We start from the raw sequence: 21,375 nt of genomic DNA, 5'->3' as shown, positions 1-21,375 counted from the left end.
TCCCGGTTTTATCTGTTGCGATTGCCGCGCCCCAGAGCGCGGCTCATCTGTGCTGCGATCTGGCCCTGGCTGCGGCGGAACCCTTGAACATCGGGTGTTGAGATATTCATGACGACGTTGACCGCACCCCCGCCGCCCGAGCTGCGAACCCCCAGTTTGCCATCCGCGCCGCGCGCCAATGGCATGATGGCCTCAGGACCCGCCTCGCCCATCAGGCCGGTGCCACCACGCATCGGAAAGGTTGTGGGGCCGCTGATCACACCGCCATTGGCAAAGGGCATCACCCGCCCCTGGCTGAAACTGCCGCCATCGGCAAACGGCAGAAGACCCTGCACAAGACCACCAACCGTACCGGACAACAGCCCACCAAAGTGATCCGTTACCGGCTTGATCGCAGCCGAATAGGCCGTCTGGATCAGAGAATTCTTAAGCACATCCAGCGCATCAGACAGGCTCTTCCCATCCAGAACCACACCATCAAACGCTTTGCGCAGCCCGCTGGACATCCCCCGCTCCAGCGTCGCGGCATCCTTGCCCGTTTCCTCAAACGCAGCGCCGATCCGCTTCATCTGACTGTCAAAAGCCGCTGCCATGCTGGCCGCATCACTTAACGAGTCGCCCAGCGCCTCGCCCCGCTCCTGCAGGTCGTCAAACCCATCACGATCCGTCATCACGCTCTCCTTGTTCTGTGTCCGGATATGCTGCCAACAGCGCATCCATCCCGGCCCGGTTCATCGCCGGCATTCCGGCACCCTGCCCCAGCAGCAGCCGCAACTCGGCCGGGGTCAGACGCCAGAACTGATCCGGCGTTAGGCGCAGCCCGAGGAACCCGGCCCGCATCAAAGCGGGCCAGTCGAACCCGCTCATGCGCCACCCGGCACCATAAAGGCCCGCGCCAGCAGCTCAGCCGCGGCCCTGGCTCCGGCCAAGGGCCCACCTTCTACCTCGGCATGCATCACGTCAGCACGGGTCACATCTGAACCGCCCCCGCGCAGCCCCGCCACGATCAGCGCCAGCACATCGTTGCTGGAATAAGCGCCGCCTTCGAACCGTTGGACCAGCTCAACCAATGACCCGGTGTCCAGTTCCTGTTCCAACTCCGCCAAAGCACCCAGCGTCAGCTTGAGTACCCGCTGCTCCCCATCGATGGTCAATGCCACCTCGCCCGTCCACGGATTAGCCATAGGATTACAGGCCTGTAAAGGTCAGCGCGCCGGCGCTTGCCAGGCTCATCTCATAAGTCGCCTCGCCGTTATGTGAGCCTGCATATTCAATGCCGGTCACCTGAAACGGCCCTTCGACGATGCCGAAATCGGGGATGATCACCTGAAATCCCGGCGTCTCGCCATCAAAGAACAGCTGACGCGCGCGCTCGTCGGTGCCTTCGTCCTTGAATACGCCCGAGCCCGAGATCGCGGCCGATTTGACTCCTGCCCCTGATAGCAGCTCGCGCCAGCCTCCCTGGCTCTCCAGGGTGGTCACATCCACGCTTTCGGCGTTGAAACTGATCCGCGTGGCGCGCAGGCCCGCGATGGTTTCGAACAGGCCCGTGCCGTTCATATCCACTTTGACCAACAGGTCTTTTCCGTTCTGGGCAGCCATGTGCTCTCTCCGTTGATTGCTTAGTCGTCTTCCACTCGGGCGCGGAATCTCAGGTCGATCTGGCGGATTGCACCGCCGGTTCCGGCGCGCCGGGCGCTGGCGCGTTCGAACCACAGCCCGACAAGGCGGCCCCGATCCAAACTCAGCCCTGCGCCATCCAGCGCGTCACACACGGCACCGGCCAGCGATTTTGCAGCGCCAAATCCTGCGGCCTCGGACACAACCGAGATCGTGAACCGATGCAGCGCACCTGCGCCGGACCTGTCCGACGCTTCGCGTACCTCTTCCGGGCCCAGCGTCACATAGGTGGCTGGGACCGTCCCGGTCGGCACTGCATCAAAGATTGCACCGCCCGATTGCGCGCTGACATCGGTGTCAGCTGAAAGCCGCTGAAACACCGCCGCTTGCAGCGCGGCTGCTACGCCATAGCTCATGCTGCCACCTCTTCATCTGCGAAACAGGTCAGGTACCGGCCGCGCGGATCCCGATCCGCGACAGCGCGGATTACAAAACGCCGTGCGCCTTCGACAAAACGCTGATCCGGTGTTGGCCGCATCGACGATCCCTCGGGCGCCCCGCGCACCACGATGCGATAGCCCACCCGCGATACCGGCACCCCTGCGATGGCCCGCTCGGACCCGCTGCGTGCCGTAACCTCGGCCCAAAGCGTTCCCAGCACCGCCCAGGTTTCAACGAACCCGCCCGCGCCATCGGCGACACGATCCGGCGTTTCCAGCACCAGCTTGCGGTTCAGACGAGGCGCTGTCATTGCGCCATTCCCGAACCAAAACGCACAATGCGGTAGCGCTGAATCAGACTGGTGACCCCAAAGGGCATACACCCATCGCTCAGCGACATCTCATCGCGATATTCGTAGTAATGCGCTGCTAGCAGCAGCACCGCCTGCCCCAGATCGGCAGGCAGGCTATCCCAACCTGCGGCCATACCGGCAGTGAAGGCAATCTTCACCGATCCACCCGTTGGAACATTTGGCAAAGACGTTGCCGCAGGCCGCAATCGGGGGCGCTGACTATCACGCTCCAACCGATAGATGCCGGCATCAAGATCAGTGTCCGTTCCGGTCGCATCTGTTATCGTGACTGCATCAATGGCCGAAACCGGGGCCACGGGCAGCACTTCGCCTGCCGGGTCGCGCCAACAGCTCAGGCTCCAAGAAAAGGCGCGCTCGATCAGCACTTTGCCAGTTCTGGCCTCGATTGCCGCAATGGCCGCACGCAGGAACCCTTTCAGCACCTCGTCCTGCACATCGCGCTCGGCAAACCCCGTGCCCATCCGCAAATGCGCTTTGAACTGATCCACCGGCAGCGTCGCATCCGCGATAGCGGTCTCTTCGATCAACATCATCCATTCACTCCGCAATCTCGGACCCCTCCGGGGCCGTAGTCTTGAAAATGACGGGCACGCGCCGCCCCACGTTGCTCGGACGGAGGGGAGCAGCTAGACAACGCGGGGGATCTCACCCCGGCCCGTACCCGCCGCCCGAAGGACCGGTCGCCCGGCCCCCCGGATCCGTCACCGCTCAGGCGGTGCCGAATTTCAGCAGCTTGATCGCGGCAAAGTCGCTGACATCACCACCCACACGCTTGGTTGCGTAGAACAGGACATGCGGCTTCGCGCTGAACGGATCACGCAGCACGCGCAGATCGGGACGCTCGGCAATGGTGTATCCAGCCTGGAAATCGCCAAACGCGATCGAGAAGCTGTCCGAGGCGGCATCCGGCATGTCCTCGGCGATCAGAACCGGATAGCCCATCAGGCGCGCAGGCTCACCCGCAGCCAGGCCATCCGACCACAGGAAGCGGCCATCGCTGTCTTTCAGCTTGCGGATCAGACCAGCGGTTTTCGAGTTCATCACGAAGGTGCCATTGACGCGGTACTGCGCGCCCAGCGCATAAACCACATCGACAATCGCGTCCGCGTCGATACCGCCATCGATGCCGGTGGCAACATATCCAAGGCTGCCCCATGACCAGCTATCATCCGGCACGGCGCGGTGGATCATCAGGCCCTTGGGTTTGTCGACGCCATCGCCATTGATAAACGCCGCTGCTTCGGCACGCGCGAACTTGTCTGCAATGCGACCGGCCAGCCAGCCTTCGACATCAAACGCGCTGTCATCCAGCAAACGCTGCGAGGCTTTGGGCAATGCGCTCAGCTCATGCAGCGGGATCGAGATCCGGTCAATCGACGGTGTCCCGGTTTCTGCCGTCGCCGAATTCTCATCGGCCCAGCCGGCACCCACATCCGTATGGTCGATCAGCACATCGAACGAGTTCGCCTCGACATTCACAACCGAAGCAATCGAACGGATCGATGCAGTTGAATTCAATACCGATTTGATCGCCTCGGCAGTCTGCGGATCAACCAGATACCCGCCTTCGCTGTTCACAGCGGTCGACAGCGATTTAGCCTCGATCTCCAGCCCGCGCAGCCCATCATCCTCGCCTGAACGCACATAGGCATCAAAAGCTTTCTGATGCGGAGCACCGTCCTCGTTCGAGGCCGCAAGATGCGGGCGTGCCGCGATGGTTGATTTTCGATCCAGCATGGTCAGTCGCTCTTCTGTCTGTTGCAGTTTGGTTTTAACTTCGGCCTTGAGGCCCTTGAATTCATTCACGAAGCCAGCCATCGCCTGCTTCACCTCCTGAACCAGGGGCGCACCCTCTCCGGTCAAGGCCGGGGTTTCGGTCTTGCTCATCAGCACTTCCTTTTTGGGTGGGTTTGAGGCGCGCTAGGTCCGCGCCAGCTCCTGCCGGGCGTGGTCAAACACCTCGGCAATATTGCGCCAGGTGTTTTCAGCTTCGGGGTCGCTCCCCTTCGCCGCCACCCGCGCACTGGGCAGCATCGGGAAGGTCACCAATGACACCTCCCACAGCTCCAGCTCGGTCAGGACCCGCTGGCCCTTGTCATTCTTCACAGCCCGTTTCGTACGATAGCCAATCGACAGGCCGTCCATCGCGCCCGCCCGGATCAACTCGGCTGCCTCACGGCCCTTCTGCGTGCTTTCCAGCAGACGCCCCTTGACCCACAGGCCCTTGTCGTCCTCGCGCACCTCGTCCCAGACACCGATAGGCTGCGCCGGGTCGTGCTGCCACAGCATCTTGACACGCTGTCCAGCTGCCTTGAGTCCTTCAAGCGAGCCGCGATACGCCCCGCGCTGCACCAAATCGCCGCCCTGATCAACTTGCCCAAACAGGCTGGCATAACCTTCGATCACCGCATCCTCGGTCACCGACAAACCATCTCCAAATCGCGCGAATTTATGTTCCAAATCCATGAACTTCTCCATGTAACCTACTGAACTCATGGCGTTACCACCAAGAGGGACTGAAAGGCTTGCGCCAAGATCACCGCCACCACGCCATAGACCGTCAGCCACAACCTTTTTTCCAACCGCTCCATCATCTCTTCGATCTGATCCAGCCGCCGACACAGATGCGCGTGCTGGATCTCGGCCACCCGCTCATGCGCGGCCAAACGCAGGCCCGGCGCGCATTCAAACGAGGGATACCCGTCAGTCATCAGCACGTTCCGGCAACCCCAACAACGCGCGTTTCTCGGCATCTGTCAGGAAATCAGCCCCGTTGACCCGCGCCCATTGCGCGTCACGCTCCACCGAAAGTGCAGGCACCTGATCCAAATCGGGTTTCAGCACCAGCTCCTCGCCGGTAAACCCCGCCAGCCACTCTGACACCGCCGCCGCCACCCGCGTCACCAGGGGCAGCACGGTCAGACGATAGAACGCCCGGTTGGCCTCCTGATAGTTCGAATAGGTCGCGTCCCCCTGGATTCCCAGCAACATCGGCGGGACCCCAAAGGCCAGCGCGATCTCGCGGGCGGCGGCTTCCTTGGTCTTTTGAAACTCCATGTCGGAGGGAGAGAAGCCCATCGGCTTCCAATCCAGCCCCCCTTCCAGAACCATCGGACGGCCCGCATTCCGCGCCCCGCGATAGTTCTGCTCTATCTCATCTGACAGACGCCGGAACTGATCCTCGGCCATTACCCCATGACCATCGCCCTTCCACACCAGCGCCCCCGAAGGTCGCGCCGCATTGTCGAGCAGTGATTTCGACCACCGCGACGCGCTGTTATGCACATCAATCGCCATCGCCGCCGCCTGCATTGGCGAGAACCCGTAATGGTCATCCTGCGGGTGGAACGACTTGATATGGCAGATGTTTTCCGCTGCAAACCGATGCTTTTTACCGCCCACCGCGTAATCATACGCCTTGGGCCATCCATCCGCCCCGGGCACCACGCTCATCCGGTCCGAGCGCAAAACATGCAGCTCAACCGGCAAGCCTTCCCCGGCCTGCACCGCCTCGACATAAGCATTGCCCGACAGCAGCAACTGCCCGAACAACGCCTCCATCAACTCCGCCCGCCCCTGCGCCGCATTCGGACGGCGCATTAGCGACAAAATCGGGTGCACGTCATAGCGCTGCGCCTGATCCTGCAGCACCAAAGGCAAAGCCGCCGCCGCCTCGGCAATCAGCTTGACCGAGCGAAACCCTACCGGGTTCCCCGAAAACCCCGTCCGCGTCAGCGACACCGCATCCCGAGGGCTCCACGCCACGCGCCCACCCGTCTGCCACGCCACCACAGGCCCCGCCGCGCTCGCCTTCGCCTCGGGCGCTGCTTCAGCCGATCCACGACGCAAGAAATCGAATACCATCTGTGCTCCTTTCTGCCGCCGCTCTGCTCGGCTTGTTGAAAGGAGTTATGACGGAAAGAAGTTTAGGGCTTGGGAATGGGGCGTACGGGGGGTGGGCAACAGCTCAGATATTGAGCAGGTTCGCATCAAACCAAATATCTTCGTAAGAACCATCGGTTAAAAACCGCCAGCCAGCTGGCAACAGAAGGTATTTCAAGCTCAGCTTGCAATGCTCTTGTAGGTGACCCACATGAAGAGGCTTAAAAAAGTCGGCTGCGTCAGAAAGTTCTTCCCCTCCCCACAAATACCAACCAGTTGTACCAGAGGTGTAGGGATGTCTAAGCCCGTTGAGTGGTAGCACTCCGTCCAGCGCCGATTGTGATATCCCGACTTTATCGCCGAGGAATGCCTCGTAAGGTTCGACATTAAACTCTTTGCAGACTGCTTTTTGAAGTTTTCTTAAATCTGAACTCATAGTGATGGGCCTTTTGAGGAGATGCAGCATCGAAAATCAGTGAAGATCATTCTGAGAAGCCGGAACTTTGGAAACGTCAATTGCAAGGCTCTCCACCCATTTGCATAACTTCCCATCGCGATTTGCAATGATCCTATCTTCAACATGGCTTGCTTCCCACACTGCCACACGTTCTAATTCGCAGCACTCACTGAGAAGTGCTGGCTTTTCGTACCCCTGCAGCGAAAAGTCCGAATGATAAAGGGATAACGCACCAGTTATCATGTCTTGCTTGAAACGGTAGTCTTCTTGCAGGACGTCCTTGCGAGGCTCGGCCTGGCCAACTTTGGGCCAATAGCCGCGACTGACAACATCCCGGTAGATAAAGCTCTTGAACAGGATTGGTAATTGAATCAGTTTTTCGACTGAAGGCCGCGCAGAAAAGCACCCTTCGAATACGGCGACAAAGTACTCTTCGCCCAATTGCCCATAGGCCCAGCATTCGTTTCCCAAAGGAATCTCGACTATTGCGCCCGCTTTCCATCGCTGACGCTTATCTGGCTTTCCTCTTTGAGCTCGAAGATAACTTTTGTTTTTCATGCATTGTGATTTGCATAGGTATAGCGTTGTTTCAACATGATAATTCTTTCAAGTCATCTACGGTGCTTGCGCTGTTACCGGATGCCCAAAACTCACAAACTCCGCACCCTAGGCCGCCGATACGCCCCCGCAGGTCCCACAACCAACTCATGCAGCGCCCAGACCAGCGCGTCGACCCGGTCGGGCGAGCCCTGCCCCTCGAACCCGCGCGCTGTCATCTGACACATCTGCTCCTCTAGCGCGTCCAAACCGGCGACATGGCTCACCCGCCCCTGCTCGTACAACGCCGCCACCGGCTCGGCCCGCGCGACCTTGCCGCGCGACGCCCGCACCGCCCGATATGGGATCAGAGGGTCCACCTGCCGCACGACCTCTTCCACCAGTTGCCCGCCCTGATTGACCTCGGCCACCAGCCGTTCGGCCCCGAATTCATCCATCGCGTCAATCGCCGCCTGCGCCCAGCCCGCAGGCCCAACGCCCTGTACCGTCCGGTCGGCCAGCACATAGGCGCACCACTCCTCGGGCGGCCCCTGTAGCTGAGCCCCCACGACCACAATCCCGCAGGCATCCGCATCCGCCCCCGCCGTCACCGCCGGGTCCAACGCTACGACAACCCGGTCCAACACAGGCACCTGCGCACAGCGCGCCGCCTCCAGCATCGAACCGGTCCACAGCGCGCCTTCGGCATCCGACAGCAGCACCCCGTCCAACTCCTGCCGCCCCAGCCGCGTACCCGCATAGCGCGCGCGTACCTCGTCCAGAAACGACCTGGCCAGATTGGCCCGGTTCGCCTCGGTCGGCGCGTGCGTTTGTAGGGTGGACGGAGACGCCAGCAAATCCTTCAAAACCTTCACATTGCGCGGCGTGGTGGTCACACAAACGCGCGGTTGATCCCCCAAACGCAACGCAAATTGCAGCATATCCCAAGTCTCACTGGCTTTCTTCCACTTGGCCAGTTCATCCACCCAAGCCGCATCAAACTGCGGGCCGCGCAGCCCCTCGGGATCATGCGCCGAAAACGCCTGCGCTTCGGCCCCGTTGGGCCAGATCAGCTTGCGCTCCGATGCCTTCCACGTGGGCCGCCGATCCGGCGGTGAGCACTGCAATATCCCACTATCACCAAAGATCATCACATCGCGCACCTGATCGTAGGTCTCACCGACCAAAGCCACACGACAAGCTTCTCCCTTGTCCAGAGGCTTTGACCCCTCAACCATCGACCGCACCCATTCGGATCCCGCGCGCGTCTTACCCGCACCGCGCCCGCCCATGATCACCCAGGATCGCCAGTCGCCCTCGGGCGGCAACTGATGCGGCAGCGCCCAGAACTCGAACAGGAAAGGGAGGGCACACAGCCCCCCCTCCCCGATCTCACTCAGAAATCTGTCCTGCACCGCAGCAGGCGCGGAGGCGAGCCAGCCTGCACCCGATCTCAGATCGTGCCCGATCAAGGTCGAGCGCGTAGCCCCCTTGGGCAATTCCGGCTTGTCTGTGATGTTGTTCGACAAAGCTTGTCTCCACTTTCTGGCAACTGCGGATCAGCCCCTCTAACTGCCCGAGTTGCTTGGCTGAACCAGCAAGATCTGCATCCTCCCCGGCCCCAATTTGCTTGCGCAGGTCTTCCGCCGCTTGCCGCAAACTGCGAATGGACGCCTCAAGCGACCGCAACAAATCGGCCGTTTGGGAGATCCGCTCTTCCGGGGTAATTAACGTCATGTTTGCTTGTGACCTCATGCGTGAGTTTTCTCCGCACGACAGAAACGAAAAACGGCCGCCGGGTCGCCCCGGGGCCGTTGCCCACTTCTTCTAGCATGACACAACTAATACGCGATACCGCGCGCAAAGTCAATGTTGCACGCAACGGCCCGCAACACCTAACGCACGGAAATTGTTAATTTTTCTTAAGATTTAGACTTACAAGATCGGTAGAGGCCCACGCGTTTTGGTCTGACGCAAAACAAAGTTGCTGCGCGTGTCGCGTACCAGCCCTGATTTCAAAAGCCGCTGCATGATAAAATGCTCCAGATCTTCGGGCGTCTTCGCGTAAACCTTGAGAATGAAATCATGATCCCCTGTAATCGAAGCGCACTCAACGATCTGCGGCTCTGATTCAACCAGGCGCAGGAACGAGGAGATGCTGTCTTCCTGATGATCCTGCAAGGCAACATGTATATAAGCAATCGCGTTCAGACCCACCGCCTTGGCTGTAACTTGCGCGCGATACCCCGATACGACACCCGCAGCTTCAAGATCACGAACCCGCCGCCAGCATTGCGACGCGGACAGGCTGGTTCGTTCCGCCAATTCCTGCATCGACAGACGGCCACTGACCTGCAGCTCCCGCAGGATTGAAATGTCCGAGGACTGAAGTGTTTCTTTCACTTTTGGCTCTCTTCTGAATTGTTCATCTCAATTCTGGCGAGATTTCCACGAATTTCAAAGATTTTTCTTGGCACGACACCTCTAGACTCGTTGCAGGAGGATGCCCGAGATGCCCAAATCTACCAAGTACACTGCAAAATGCGCCGATGCGCGGGGTCACATTGACTATTCCGCCGAGGAGGACGCTGTTTGGGCCGATCTCTATGCCGCCCAGGAACGGAACATTCGCTACTTCATGGCCCGCGAATATCTGGATGGTTTGGACCGTTTGGGCCTTCCCAAAACCAAAGTCCCTTCATGTGCTGACATCTCGGACCGACTGCTCGACATGACCGGCTGGCGGGTTCAGCCCGTTCCGGCCCTGATCGGTTTCAAAGAGTTCTTCGGAATGCTAGCCAACAAGGTCTTTCCTGCCGCGTCTTTCATCCGCTCTCGCGAAGATTTCGACTACATCGAAGAACCAGATATCTTTCACGAAATCTTCGGACACACTCCCCTTCTCAGCGACCCGCGCTTTGCAGGGTTCAGTCACGCAATCGGAAAGGCCGGAACCCGGGCAGATGCCTCCGACTATACTTGGTTGATCCGCCTCTACTGGTTCTCGATCGAGTTCGGCCTACGCCGCCAGAACGGGCAGATCAAAGCTCTGGGATCTGGTCTTGCATCCTCGCCAACCGAACTGATTTATTCTGTGTCCAGTGATGTTCCCGACCGCGATCCGTTTGATGTTCTGACTATTCTGCGCACACCGTATCGGATTGACATGCATCAGATGGGATATTTCGTTCTGGACGACCCCGAAGAACTCTTCGCGGCTGCCGAACGCGATCTTCTCGCCGACGTGCAGCACGCGCGTTCTCTGGGCCTGTTGCCAAACAAGTTCCCACCAAAGGCCACGGCTGCCGAATGAAGCATCGAAATCGATTTGTTACCTGCGGTCAAACGGCCACTGGCCGGCAGTTCGCATGGTGCATGGCTTGACAATCCTCTCTCGACACCGCATGTGCCCCTCAAACAGCGCTGATGCGTGAGCACAGGCGGGCCTCGCCCGCCCCACAGCGCCCTACAAACACTTCTACAGTTCCCCTTCACGCAGGGTTCTTGATGCGACGGCCAGATAGCACAGGGTGCGCCTGTATATCCCGAGGTCACGCAAAACCCCTGCCGGTTGCGCGGTTGCAGCGCGACCTGTTTCAATTGCGCTCCTGCCAGTGTGGTCCGGGGCGAAAAGGATAAACATTGTTCGAATTCGACATGCTGGGCCTGGCGCCCGCGCTGAACGACGCGCTGAAACGCGCAAACTTTTCTGAACCGACCCCGATCCAGAACCAAGCCATTCCATTGGCCCTGAACGGGCATGACATCCTCGGCCTGGCTCAAACGGGAACCGGCAAAACGCTGGCGTTTGGCCTGCCTTTGATCGATCACCTCTTGGCCCAACCGGGCAAGCCCGACCCCAAAACCGCCAAGGCCCTGATTCTGGCCCCGACGCGCGAGCTGGTAAACCAGATCGCCGACAGCCTGCGCAATCTGACCAGAAAGACAAAGCTGCGCGTCGCCACTGTTGTGGGCGGCCAATCGATCAACAAACAGATCGCCTTTCTGGCTCGCGGCACAGACATTCTGGTGGCGACCCCCGGTCGTCTGATCGACCTGATGGAGCGTGGGGCCGTAGATCTTGGCGCTGTGCGCCATCTGGTGCTGGACGAGGCCGACCAAATGCTGGACTTGGGCTTTATCCACGCACTACGCAAGATCGCCCCTGCTCTGGGAACCCCGCGCCAGACCATGCTGTTCTCGGCCACCATGCCCAAGCAGATGGAAGAGCTTAGCCGAGCCTATCTGACCAACCCGCAGCGTGTGCAGGTGTCGCCTCCGGGCAAGGCCGCAGACAAGATCACCCAATCGGTCCATTTCGTCAGCAAGCCGGAAAAGCCCCGAAAGCTGCGTGAAATCCTGTCGCAAGATACTGATGCGCTGACGCTCGTCTTCTCGCGTACCAAACACGGGGCCGAGAAGCTGATGAAAGGCCTTGTCGCAGACGGCTACAACGCGGCCTCGATCCATGGCAACAAAAGTCAGGGGCAACGAGATCGAGCGATCAAAGCGTTTCGCGCCGGTGAAACTACAGTGCTCGTCGCAACGGATGTGGCTGCACGCGGGATCGACATTCCCGGCGTGGCCTATGTGATCAACTACGACCTGCCCGAGGTGCCCGACAATTATGTCCATCGCATAGGGCGCACCGCGCGGGCCGGGCGCGAGGGCGAGGCCATTGCCTTCTGCTCACCGGAGGAGGTCGACCTGCTGCGTCAGATTCAGAAGCTGATGAAAATCGACATCCCCGTCGCCAGCGGTGAGATGCCCGAGGCCGTCCAAATGGAACGCCCCGGTCGACGACAAGGCAACAGACGCCGCAGCTTCAAGCCGAAACCTGCCAACGGGACGTCAAGGCCCTCGCAATCCAAGCGTCGGCGCCCCCGCCGCAAACCGGCAGCTTGATCGAGACAAAAAAACAGCGCCCTAATCGGCGCTGTTTTTTCTTCTTAGTTTAGTTGCCCGAATTCCGCTCGGCCTCAATCTCGCGCCATTTGGCGACATTGCGGTTATGTTCTTGCAACGTCTCAGCAAAGGCATGACCACCTGTTCCATCGGCAACAAAGAAAATGAAATCCGTGTTGTCCGGGGACACGGCAGCCTCAAGGCTCGCCTGACCGGGGTTCGCAATCGGTGTAGGTGGCAAACCATCGATCTGATAGGTGTTCCAAGGCGTTGGGCGGTTCAATTCGCTGCGACGCAGCCCACGCCCCAACGTCCCCTGCCCCTTGGTGACACCATAGATCACAGTCGGGTCCGTTTGCAGCCGCATGCCCTGATTCAAACGGTTTACAAACACGCTCGCCACCTGCCCGCGTTCACCAGCAACGCCGGTTTCCTTCTCGATGATCGACGCAAGGATCAACATCTCTTCTGGGCTTTGCAGCGGCAGACCGTCCTGTCGGTTCTCCCAAGCTGCATTGATACGCAATTGCTGCTTATCCTGCATCGCCTTCAGGATTTCATTCCGGTCCTGCCCGGCAGCGACATCATAGCTGTCGGGTGCCAACGACCCTTCAGCGGGAATCTCAGTCACCTCACCGCTCAGTGCTTCAAAACCCTTCAACGCCTCCACCACCTGCCACGAGGTCACACCCTCGGCCAGCGACACACGATAGCGAGTATCCGTTTCGCCACGTTTTTCGGTATAAGCCTCAGGCGCTTCTTCTTCCGCAGCATCGAATGACGCGATCTCATCGAAATCCAGCGTCGCCGGATTCAGTTCGCGCACCCGGGTCTGGGCACGGGTCACACCGATCCGGTATTCTATCTCAGACCCACAGGTGCTGGCGCCGCTGCTGGTGATTTCGTCGATAATCTCCTCCATCGACGCACCTTCGCGCACCAGAAAGCTACCAGCCTTCAACTGTTGCGACCGGTCGGTGTAATCCGCCGCCATACGAAAGATCGTGGCACTGCTGATGGCGCCCTGATCCTCTAGCTCACGGCTGACGCGGGTCATGTTCGATCCGCCTGCAACCTGCAAACAGATCGCAGTTTCTAACGGGCCTTCGGCCTTATACTGGCTCTGGCCCCACAGGATCAGACCGCCCATCAGAAACAGGCCGACCACCAGAATGGTCAGCGCGTTTGATGCAATGGCCCGCCACATTTAACTGACTTTCCCGAAGATCACGCTGGCATTGGTGCCGCCAAACCCGAACGAGTTCGACAGGGCTACATTGATCTCACGCTCACTCTTGGCATTCGGTGCCAGATCAATCGCGGTTTCAACCGCAGGGTTGTCCAGGTTGATCGTCGGCGGGGCCACCTGATCCCGGATCGCGAGGATCGAGAAGATCGCCTCAATCGCGCCCGCAGCACCCAGCAAATGCCCAGTGGCCGATTTGGTCGAGGTCATCGTGGCGTTCGTGGCATGGTCACCCAACAGGCGCTCTACCGCGCCCAGTTCGATTGTGTCCGCCATGGTCGAGGTGCCATGCGCGTTGATATAGTCTAGGTCCTTAGGCTCCAGCCCCGCACTACGCAGCGCGGCCTTCATCGAACGCTCGGCCCCGTCTCCATCTTCGGACGGTGCGGTGATGTGATAGGCGTCACCCGACATGCCATAGCCCAGCACTTCGGCATAAATCTTGGCACCGCGCGCCTTGGCATGTTCATAGTCTTCCAGCACCACGATGCCCGAACCTTCGCCCATGACAAATCCGTCGCGGTCGATGTCATAAGGGCGGCTGGCTTTCTTCGGATCGTCGGCATATTTGGTCGACAGCGCTTTGCACGCATTAAAACCCGCAATTCCGATCTCACAGATACAGCCTTCGCCGCCGCCTGCGATCATCACATCCGCATCCCCCGCGCGGATGATCCGGCTGGCGTCGCCAATCGCATGTGCCCCCGTGGAGCAAGCCGTCACGACCGAATGGTTCGGTCCCTTGAACCCAAACCGGATCGACACCTGACCCGAGGCCAGATTGATCAACGCGCCTGGAATAAAGAAGGGCGACACGCGGCGCGGCCCCTTGTCACGGATCAGATTGGCGGTTTCGGCAATCGAGCCTAGACCACCAATTCCGGACCCAATCAGAACCCCCGTCCGCAGGCGATCTTCCTCACCTTCCGGGGTCCAGCCTGCATCCTTGCACGCCATTTCGGCTGCAGCGATGGAATACAGGATAAAATCCTCGATCTTGCGCTGTTCTTTCGGCGGCATCCAATCGTCAGGATTGAATGTGCCGTTTGTTCCGTCGCCACGGGGAACTTCGCATGCATATGTCGTGGTGACACCGCTTGCTTCGGCATCAAACAACGTGATGGGGCCTGCGCCGGACTCACCGTCCAACAGGCGCGACCAGGTTTCTTCGACCCCGCTGGCCAAAGGAGTGACCAATCCCAGACCGGTTACGACGACTCTGCGCATGTAGTGCCTCTTGCCTGCTTGCTGTTATGAGAAACGCTCATACCCCGGCCCGGGGTCCGGGGGCAAGAGCAAGGCGATAATCGGCGCAAGCGACTTACCGCCTTGCTGTCAATCTTTGCGGTACTACTGAAACTGCGCGACGGGTTCCCGCGCCGAGGCGGCAACGTCAAGCACATCGGACAGATCCACGGTCTTGCGGAACAATGCGCGGCCCACCAAGGCCCCCGCGATGTTAGGTATATAGCTAAGGCGCGAGATATCGTCGGCCGTGCGTACAACCCCGCTGGCAATGACCGGTGTCCGAGAATGCTGTGCCAACCCAGAGATTAATCCAAGCTGCGCCTCGACATCTTCCACATCGCTGTCAATATCGGTGACGAGAATGGCGGCAAAAGGTGTGCCATCAAACGCGTCGATGAACGCCTCAGGCGTGAATGCACTTTGGCTGCGCCACCCTTCGGTCATGACGAACCCTTTCCAGACATCCACCGCCAGAACGATCTGGTCCGGATAAAGCTTCGCCAGTTCCTTGACAAGGTTCGGGTCCCGGGCTGCTAGGGTTCCGATAACGATCCGACCGGCCCCTTTGTCGATCCAGTTTTCAACCTGCTCGCGGTTTCGCATGCCACCGGCCAGTTGCACCGGCATCTCTGCGGTACGGATCAATTCTTCGACCAGGTCGAAATTGGTATCGCGCCCTTCGATCGCATCGAAATCCGTCAGATGCATCCACTCAGCACCCGCTGTTGACCAGCCGCGTGCCGTTTCAACCGGATTCACATGCCAGATCATCGCCTCATCCAGACGGCCCTTGTCCAGTGTCACACACCGGCCGTTCTGCAATTCCATAGTGGGGTAAATCCTCATGAGCACGCTCCTTCGCCCAATCGCTCTAAAACACAGTGTAGCATAAAGGCAGGAACCGCGCCCGTTCGACCGGGATCGGCAAAGTTTGGTCGATTTGCGGCATCTGTGGTTTTCGGCGTGTTTACGCCCGCACAGGGGGGCCGTTGCGGCGCAGCAGATGAACATCGGCGCCGTTGAACTGCGCCGCGCGCGTCCGCACATATCCAAGCCTCTTAGCCAGCTTCTGCGAGGACTCATTGGCGGCATTCACCATGGCCACCAACGGGCCCGGCATAATCCTGTCAAACCAGTCATGCGCGGCCAAAGCCGCCTCATATCCCAATCCCTGCCCCTGCGCTTCGGTGGCCAAAACCCAACCCGCTTCAGGACAGGCATCGAAATCCTCACCGAGCCCGCGATTTCCATAGAAAAACCCGGCCTGACCAATCAGCTTACGATTCGATTGCTGCAGAATGCCCCACTGGCCAAAGCCAGCCATCTGCCAATGCCCGGCGTTTCGTAAAAACGAATCCCAGGATTCCCCACGCGACCGCGGCGAGCCGCCGATATGTTCGACCACACAGGGATCACGCCAGATTTCGGCAAAGCGCTCAAAATCCTCGGGCCGCATCGCGCACAATGTCAGCCGCGCTGTATTGATCATTGGAGTGGATCTTATCATAGCCTGCCCACTTGGAATTATGCCTCAATGGAAACAGTGCTCAGCCAAAGGCACTGGCGCAAGACAGAATTGCGGGCAGATAATAAAAAACGGCGCCTCCGTTGCCCGGAAGCGCCGCTTTTGATCAGAAATGAAACGCTTAGGACGCTTCGCTGATGAATTTGACCGCGTCGCCGAATGTCTGAATGGTCTCGGCTGCGTCATCGGGGATCTCGATGCCGAACTCTTCTTCGAAGGCCATGACCAGTTCAACAGTGTCCAGGCTGTCTGCGCCCAGATCGTCGATGAAGGACGCGTTTTCCGCAACTTTGTCCTCTTCAACACCCAGGTGCTCAACAACGATCTTTTTAACGCGATCTGCGACGTCGCTCATGTCTATTCCTCATTCCTATTCAGGGCGGTTTGCCCGGTTCTGCCCTTGCCCGCTCAGGCTGGCCTTAGTTTGCCCATTCCGGGCGGTTTGGGTCCCGGTGCACCGGGAAAGTAGAAGGCCGATCTGAACAACCGGCCTCTGCATAGATGCGCCGCCTATAACATAGTCGGCGCACAAGGCAAACGCTTTCGCGCCTGTCCTGTTATGCGCTCACAACATGGCCATACCGCCATTCACATGCAAGGTGCTTCCCGTGACATAACCTGCTTCGGGGCTGGCTAGGTAAAGAACCGCCGCCGCGATTTCCTCGGGATCGCCCATCCGACCAGCCGGAACCTTGAGCAGCAGCCCCTTTTTCTGCTCCTCGGTCAGCTTCTCGGTCATGGCCGTGGTGATAAACCCCGGCGCCACCGCGTTTACAGTAATACCGCGCGTTGCAACTTCATGCGCCAAGGCCTTGGAAAAGCCGATCATTCCGGCCTTCGACGCTGCATAGTTGGCTTGCCCCGGATTGCCGATCGCAGCCACGACGGACGAGACATTCACGATCCGGCCCCACCGCGCCTTCATCATGCCCCGGATAACGCCTTTGCACAGTTTCATGGTCGAGGTCATGTTCACGTCGATGACGCTCTGCCATTCCTCATCGGACATACGCATAAACAGATTGTCCCGGGTGATCCCAGCGTTGTTGACCAGAATATCCACCGATCCCATGGCCTCGGCTGCCTGTTTCGGCAGGGCCTCTACGGACTCGGGGTCACTCAAGTTGCAAGGCAGAACATGTGCACGCTCGCCCAGCTCATCTGCCAGCGCTTTCAACGGCTCTACCCGTGTGCCGGACAGGCCAACCGTGGCCCCCGCACCATGCAGCGCGCGCGCAATGTAGCCTCCGATCCCGCCTGACGCGCCAGTGATCAGCGCATTCTTACCAGTCAAATCAAACATTCTGTTTCCTTCATGAGGCGCCCTTGCGGGCGCATTCTATGCTTACGATTCGGCGCCAATGGCCTTTTGGACATCGTCAGGTGTGCCAACCGCCTTGCCGACTATGTCGCGGTTGATCTTGCGCACCATGCCTGACAGCGCCTTGCCTGCGCCGATCTCCCAGGTTTCGGTCACCCCTTGCGCTGCCATATACTGCACGCTTTCACGCCAGCGCACGGAACCGGTGACCTGTTCGACCAGCAACTGCCGGATCAGATCAGGGTCCGAGACCGCCTCGGCGCGCACATTGGCGACCAGAGGCACTGCCGGAGCTTTGATCTCAACTGCCGCCAGGGCCTCTGCCATTACATCTGCAGCAGGTTGCATCAGCGCACAGTGAAATGGAGCACTTACAGGCAACAAAATCGCGCGTTTTGCACCCTTTTCTTTGGCAATCTCTGCCGCACGTTCGACGGCGGCCTTTGCGCCGGACACAACAACCTGGGTCGGATCATTGTCATTGGCCGCCTGACAAACGTCACCTTGTGCGGCCTCTTCGGCCACGGCGCGCACGCCCTCTAGGTCAAGGCCAAGGATCGCTGCCATCGCGCCTTCGCCTACGGGAACCGCGCTTTGCATCGCCTGCCCGCGCTTGCGCAAAAGGCGGGCGGTATCGGCGACCGACAATGCACCTGCAGCCGCCAGCGCTGAATATTCCCCCAGCGAATGCCCTGCCACAAAGGCCGCATCGGTGACCGAGACACCCTCAGCCTCCAACGCGCGCATTGCGGCCAGCGAGGTGGCCATCAGTGCGGGTTGAGCGTTCTGCGTCAGAGTGAGATCAGCAATGTCACCTTCCCAGATCAGATGGCTCAGTTTTTCACCCAGTGCGTCGTCGACCTCATCAAAAACGGCTTGGGCGGCCGGATAGGCTTCGGCCAGTGCTTTGCCCATTCCGATGGTCTGGGCACCCTGCCCCGGGAAAACGAACGCGCGTGTCATTGCAACCTCATGGATGACGTTAGGTTGCGGCGGGGTGTAAACTGACAAGGGGCGCGGCACAAGTAGGGTGCACAGCGGCACTGGGTATGTGCGCAAGCTGTTACTTGCACGCCCGGCCGGTGGCTTTAGGTTGGACACAGCCAAACAAATCCGGAGTTCCAATCCGATGCCCGCAATTAACACGTTCTCAAGCTATGGCAGTGTCACCAAAGCCTTTCACTGGCTGACCGCTCTGCTGATTTTTACGGCACTGCCTTTGGGATGGTTCGCAAACCAACTGGCCCACGCGATCTACGACCCCTCTATCCCAACCACAGAAGAGGATATCGCCCGCGCTGCTCAGATGTTCTCAATTCATAAGACCGTTGGGATCGCAGTGTTCTTTGTCGCGCTGGGGCGCATCCTCTGGACCGTCACGCAAACCAAACCCGGGCTGCTGAATGCCGAAAACAAGCCCGAAGCCTTCGCCGCCGAGACGGTGCATTGGATGCTCTATGCCTCTCTGGTTCTTGTCCCGCTGACGGGCTGGATACATCACGCCGCTGCCGAAGGATTTGCTCCGATTTTCTGGCCCTTTGGCCAAAATCTGCCCTTTGTTCCCAAATCGCCCTATGTGGCAGAGGTCACAGCCGGGCTGCATTGGCTGTTCATTTGGGTTCTGGCGGGGTCCTTGGCGCTGCACATCATGGGCGCTTTGAAACACCATGTAGTTGATAAAGACAGCACCTTGCGTCGCATGTTGCCCGGCCACTCTGACGCCCCGGAGCCCCCGGCCCAACACCACTCCATCCTGCCCGCCTTCGCAGCGCTGTGCCTCTGGGGCGCGGTTCTGATCGGCGGCGGAATGATCGGTGTCTTTGCAGATCACTCCAAGACACATACCGACACGACAGAGCTGGCCGAGGTGCAATCGGATTGGCAGGTGCAGGAAGGCAGTTTGTCGATCACGATCACGCAGCTGGGCAGCCCGGTCACCGGTAGTTTCGCGGATTGGACAGCAGCCATCGCTTTCGAGGACCCATCTGAGCCCGGTCTTGCCGGATCAGTTGATGTAAATGTATCTATCGGATCGCTTACCCTTGGAACGGTCACGGATCAGGCGATGGGTGCTGATTTCTTTGACAGCAGCCAGTTTCCAACCGCGCGGTTTGCAGCCGACCTGTATAAAACAGAAACCGGGTACGAGGCCCGCGGCCCCCTGACCATTCGAGACAAGACGCTGGATGTGGTCTTGCCGTTCGACCTGGCACTTCAGGGCAACACCGCAACCGTTGCAGGGCGGCTAGAGCTAAACCGTCTCGATTTCGATATCGGCGCGACAATGCCAGCCGAGGATTCGCTGGCCTTTGCCGTATCGGTTGCGATTGAGCTGACCGCGATCCGGGCCGAATAAACCTATGAAAAACCGCCGAGGCAAAGCCACCGGCGGTTTCTTTTCCAGAATTAGATCGGATCTTAGTCTGCTTTTTGCGCTTCGACCGAGATCTGAACTTCGACTTCATCGCTGACGAACGGGGCGAACTGGCCCAGATCAAATTCGCTGCGGACCAGAGTTGTGGTCGCGTTGAAACCAGCCCAAGGCTTGTTTGCCATCGGGTGCTGATCCACTTTGTTCAGCTTTGCATCCAGAACAACCGATTTGGTGACACCATTCATAGTCAGATCACCTGTGATATTGGCTGTACCTTCGCCGGTGACTTCAATACCGGTCGAGGTAAAAGTGACCATGTCGCCCTCGGAAGCACCAAAGAAGTCTTCGGTCATGAAGTGATCTTCGCGCGCTTCCCAGCCAGTGAACATCGACATCACAGGCATGGATACCGACACAGTCGAGGCTGCAGGGTCTTCCTGATCAAACATGATCTCGCCCTCAAAGCCCGAGAACATGCCATAGGTGGTCGAGAAACCAAGGTGGTCATAGCTGAAGATCACCTGGCTGTGACTTGGGTCCAGAACGTATTTCTCGGCACTGGCGAACGCTGTGGTCGCCGACAGTGCAAGCGCGGCGGCAAGAAGTGTGGATTTCATGACAGTCTCCGGGTTTATGAACACTATGCAAACTAGTGCGTTTGCTCGGAAACAAAAATGTGCCGCCAAACGGCGGCACACAAGTCATTTTGATTCACAAACTCTGTTCCTTTTTGAACAGAATAAAAATCAGGCGAAAATTGTTACTGTTTGGCTCAATTGCGCTTTGAGCGCTCGGCTAACATCCGCCGATTGCAAGGGCAGTTTCATCAAAAGACTGCCATCGACGTCATAGAGTTCCACCTCATCATCCTCGAAACGGGCTCCGCCCAGGGTATCATAACTGCGGCGCAGCACGGTCTGTGGACGACCGTTTTCATTCTTTTGCAGAATGCGCACTTCGCGGCGGATCGGGTCAAAATAGGCGTCTGGACGCGGGTCCATCAACTCGATCGTCAGCAGGCTGACCCCGATAATCAGGAACAACATGGATGCAGCTAGTTTGATCGGCCAGACCTCAGCGCCAATCACCGACCCGGGCATCAGCCACATAGAAAAGGCAGAGACGATCAGAAACGCGCCAACAACCCGCGCTAGAATGATCCGCGCCTGCCAATTCGCCTTGAACGCGATCTTGACCGGCACCGAATGCTCAAAGCTCGCGCTGGGGGTCTGCTTGGTAAGTGTGTTTGTGTTCATCGCGGTCATAACATATTCACCCTGAATAGGTTGCCTTTCTCGGCTAACTGTCCGGCTCATCTCCGGTTTGGTAAACAACCTTGAGCCGAAAAGCGTCAGGAATTGGGCGCAGCAAAGGAAATTGGGCGACTTCACCAAGGCATCTATGGCAGGTCTTGCCCCGCGCGCTGAAACGTGTATATCGGGCCAT

The 21,375-nt window shown here is 59.0% G+C and carries 27 protein-coding genes; 3 read left to right on the top strand and 24 right to left on the bottom strand.

From position 1 onward, the window contains the following. Positions 1 to 8: 8 nt before the first annotated feature. From ACR0JX_RS06565 to ACR0JX_RS06495, 15 genes are all read right to left on the bottom strand, one after another. Positions 9 to 671 carry a phage tail tape measure protein gene (locus ACR0JX_RS06565; protein ID WP_480542450.1) on the bottom strand — a complete coding sequence of 221 codons (663 nt, stop codon included), beginning with the start codon at positions 669 to 671 and terminating at the stop codon, positions 9 to 11. Beyond that, positions 658 to 867 carry a rcc01693 family protein gene (locus tag ACR0JX_RS06560; protein WP_480542448.1) on the bottom strand — a complete coding sequence of 70 codons (210 nt, stop codon included), beginning with the start codon at positions 865 to 867 and terminating at the stop codon, positions 658 to 660. Before ACR0JX_RS06560 ends, ACR0JX_RS06565 begins: the two co-directional genes overlap by 14 nt. Next, on the bottom strand, positions 864 to 1,184 hold the full coding sequence (locus tag ACR0JX_RS06555; protein WP_480542446.1) for a gene transfer agent family protein: 321 nt from the start codon (positions 1,182 to 1,184) through the stop codon (positions 864 to 866). Before ACR0JX_RS06555 ends, ACR0JX_RS06560 begins: the two co-directional genes overlap by 4 nt. Before the next feature lie 4 nt (positions 1,185 to 1,188). Next, entirely contained in the window at positions 1,189 to 1,602 is a 414-nt protein-coding gene (locus ACR0JX_RS06550; protein ID WP_170530581.1) for a phage major tail protein, TP901-1 family, read from the bottom strand. Between the two features lie 20 nt (positions 1,603 to 1,622). Continuing rightward, positions 1,623 to 2,036: a DUF3168 domain-containing protein gene (locus ACR0JX_RS06545; protein WP_480542444.1), complete on the bottom strand. Its 414-nt coding sequence runs from the start codon at positions 2,034 to 2,036 to the stop codon at positions 1,623 to 1,625. Next, positions 2,033 to 2,371, bottom strand: a complete 339-nt coding sequence (locus tag ACR0JX_RS06540) for a phage head closure protein (protein ID WP_480542442.1) — start codon at positions 2,369 to 2,371, stop codon at positions 2,033 to 2,035. The genes ACR0JX_RS06545 and ACR0JX_RS06540 overlap by 4 nt, the downstream gene beginning before the upstream one ends. Continuing rightward, positions 2,368 to 2,967, bottom strand: a complete 600-nt coding sequence (locus ACR0JX_RS06535; RefSeq protein ID WP_480542440.1) for a head-tail connector protein — start codon at positions 2,965 to 2,967, stop codon at positions 2,368 to 2,370. Before ACR0JX_RS06535 ends, ACR0JX_RS06540 begins: the two co-directional genes overlap by 4 nt. Positions 2,968 to 3,142: 175 nt before the next feature. Further along, positions 3,143 to 4,321: a phage major capsid protein gene (locus ACR0JX_RS06530; RefSeq protein WP_480542438.1), complete on the bottom strand. Its 1,179-nt coding sequence runs from the start codon at positions 4,319 to 4,321 to the stop codon at positions 3,143 to 3,145. A gap of 33 nt (positions 4,322 to 4,354) precedes the next feature. Continuing rightward, positions 4,355 to 4,900: an HK97 family phage prohead protease gene (locus ACR0JX_RS06525; RefSeq protein WP_480542989.1), complete on the bottom strand. Its 546-nt coding sequence runs from the start codon at positions 4,898 to 4,900 to the stop codon at positions 4,355 to 4,357. Positions 4,901 to 4,926: 26 nt separating this feature from the next. Next, a complete protein-coding gene (locus tag ACR0JX_RS06520; RefSeq protein WP_480542436.1) occupies positions 4,927 to 5,145 on the bottom strand; it encodes a GTA head formation protein, RCAP_rcc01685 family in 219 nt (72 codons plus the stop codon). Then, positions 5,138 to 6,298, bottom strand: coding sequence for a phage portal protein (locus tag ACR0JX_RS06515; RefSeq protein WP_480542434.1), 1,161 nt, complete (start codon positions 6,296 to 6,298; stop codon positions 5,138 to 5,140). Before ACR0JX_RS06515 ends, ACR0JX_RS06520 begins: the two co-directional genes overlap by 8 nt. A 103-nt stretch (positions 6,299 to 6,401) precedes the next feature. Then, positions 6,402 to 6,752 (bottom strand): immunity protein Imm33 domain-containing protein, encoded by a 351-nt coding sequence (locus tag ACR0JX_RS06510; RefSeq protein WP_480542432.1) that lies wholly within the window; start codon positions 6,750 to 6,752, stop codon positions 6,402 to 6,404. 36 nt (positions 6,753 to 6,788) lie between these two features. After that, entirely contained in the window at positions 6,789 to 7,331 is a 543-nt protein-coding gene (locus tag ACR0JX_RS06505) for an Imm26 family immunity protein (protein WP_480542430.1), read from the bottom strand. A 92-nt stretch (positions 7,332 to 7,423) separates the two neighbouring features. Then, entirely contained in the window at positions 7,424 to 8,710 is a 1,287-nt protein-coding gene (locus tag ACR0JX_RS06500) for a DNA-packaging protein (protein WP_480542987.1), read from the bottom strand. A gap of 535 nt (positions 8,711 to 9,245) precedes the next feature. Then, positions 9,246 to 9,713, bottom strand: coding sequence for an Lrp/AsnC family transcriptional regulator (locus ACR0JX_RS06495; protein WP_480542428.1), 468 nt, complete (start codon positions 9,711 to 9,713; stop codon positions 9,246 to 9,248). Between the two features lie 109 nt (positions 9,714 to 9,822). Here ACR0JX_RS06495 and phhA point away from each other — a divergent pair, with 109 nt between their 5' ends. Both phhA and ACR0JX_RS06485 read left to right on the top strand, forming a co-directional pair. Next, on the top strand, positions 9,823 to 10,623 hold the full coding sequence (phhA, locus tag ACR0JX_RS06490) for a phenylalanine 4-monooxygenase (protein WP_480542426.1): 801 nt from the start codon (positions 9,823 to 9,825) through the stop codon (positions 10,621 to 10,623). Positions 10,624 to 10,952: 329 nt separating this feature from the next. Further along, on the top strand, positions 10,953 to 12,215 hold the full coding sequence (locus ACR0JX_RS06485; RefSeq protein WP_480542424.1) for a DEAD/DEAH box helicase: 1,263 nt from the start codon (positions 10,953 to 10,955) through the stop codon (positions 12,213 to 12,215). 49 nt (positions 12,216 to 12,264) lie between these two features. Here ACR0JX_RS06485 and mltG read toward each other — a convergent pair whose 3' ends face one another. The 7 genes from mltG to fabD all read right to left on the bottom strand — a co-directional run bounded on the left by mltG (position 12,265) and on the right by fabD (position 18,518). After that, positions 12,265 to 13,422, bottom strand: coding sequence for an endolytic transglycosylase MltG (mltG, locus tag ACR0JX_RS06480; RefSeq protein WP_480542422.1), 1,158 nt, complete (start codon positions 13,420 to 13,422; stop codon positions 12,265 to 12,267). Continuing rightward, positions 13,423 to 14,688, bottom strand: a complete 1,266-nt coding sequence (fabF, locus tag ACR0JX_RS06475; RefSeq protein ID WP_480542420.1) for a beta-ketoacyl-ACP synthase II — start codon at positions 14,686 to 14,688, stop codon at positions 13,423 to 13,425. A 123-nt stretch (positions 14,689 to 14,811) separates the two neighbouring features. Further along, positions 14,812 to 15,555 carry a 1-(5-phosphoribosyl)-5-[(5-phosphoribosylamino)methylideneamino]imidazole-4-carboxamide isomerase gene (locus ACR0JX_RS06470; RefSeq protein ID WP_480542418.1) on the bottom strand — a complete coding sequence of 248 codons (744 nt, stop codon included), beginning with the start codon at positions 15,553 to 15,555 and terminating at the stop codon, positions 14,812 to 14,814. 121 nt (positions 15,556 to 15,676) lie between these two features. Next, on the bottom strand, positions 15,677 to 16,216 hold the full coding sequence (locus ACR0JX_RS06465) for a GNAT family N-acetyltransferase (RefSeq protein WP_480542417.1): 540 nt from the start codon (positions 16,214 to 16,216) through the stop codon (positions 15,677 to 15,679). Positions 16,217 to 16,355: 139 nt separating this feature from the next. Further along, positions 16,356 to 16,589, bottom strand: coding sequence for an acyl carrier protein (locus tag ACR0JX_RS06460; RefSeq protein ID WP_008756330.1), 234 nt, complete (start codon positions 16,587 to 16,589; stop codon positions 16,356 to 16,358). 210 nt (positions 16,590 to 16,799) lie between these two features. After that, entirely contained in the window at positions 16,800 to 17,537 is a 738-nt protein-coding gene (fabG, locus tag ACR0JX_RS06455; RefSeq protein WP_480542415.1) for a 3-oxoacyl-[acyl-carrier-protein] reductase, read from the bottom strand. Between the two features lie 42 nt (positions 17,538 to 17,579). Further along, on the bottom strand, positions 17,580 to 18,518 hold the full coding sequence (fabD, locus tag ACR0JX_RS06450; RefSeq protein ID WP_480542413.1) for an ACP S-malonyltransferase: 939 nt from the start codon (positions 18,516 to 18,518) through the stop codon (positions 17,580 to 17,582). 166 nt (positions 18,519 to 18,684) lie between these two features. On the opposite strand from fabD, the gene ACR0JX_RS06445 reads away from it, so the two are divergent. Beyond that, positions 18,685 to 19,911 carry a cytochrome b/b6 domain-containing protein gene (locus ACR0JX_RS06445; protein WP_480542411.1) on the top strand — a complete coding sequence of 409 codons (1,227 nt, stop codon included), beginning with the start codon at positions 18,685 to 18,687 and terminating at the stop codon, positions 19,909 to 19,911. 62 nt (positions 19,912 to 19,973) lie between these two features. Here the strand turns inward: ACR0JX_RS06445 and ACR0JX_RS06440 are convergent, their stop codons facing one another. Both ACR0JX_RS06440 and ACR0JX_RS06435 read right to left on the bottom strand, forming a co-directional pair. After that, positions 19,974 to 20,546 (bottom strand): YceI family protein, encoded by a 573-nt coding sequence (locus ACR0JX_RS06440; RefSeq protein WP_480542409.1) that lies wholly within the window; start codon positions 20,544 to 20,546, stop codon positions 19,974 to 19,976. Positions 20,547 to 20,675: 129 nt separating this feature from the next. Then, positions 20,676 to 21,194: a hypothetical protein gene (locus tag ACR0JX_RS06435; protein WP_353006459.1), complete on the bottom strand. Its 519-nt coding sequence runs from the start codon at positions 21,192 to 21,194 to the stop codon at positions 20,676 to 20,678. Positions 21,195 to 21,375 lie beyond the last annotated feature (181 nt).

It is taken from the genome of Ruegeria sp. AH7 (assembly GCF_056541325.1).
This window is presented reverse-complemented; position numbering and strand designations above follow the sequence as displayed.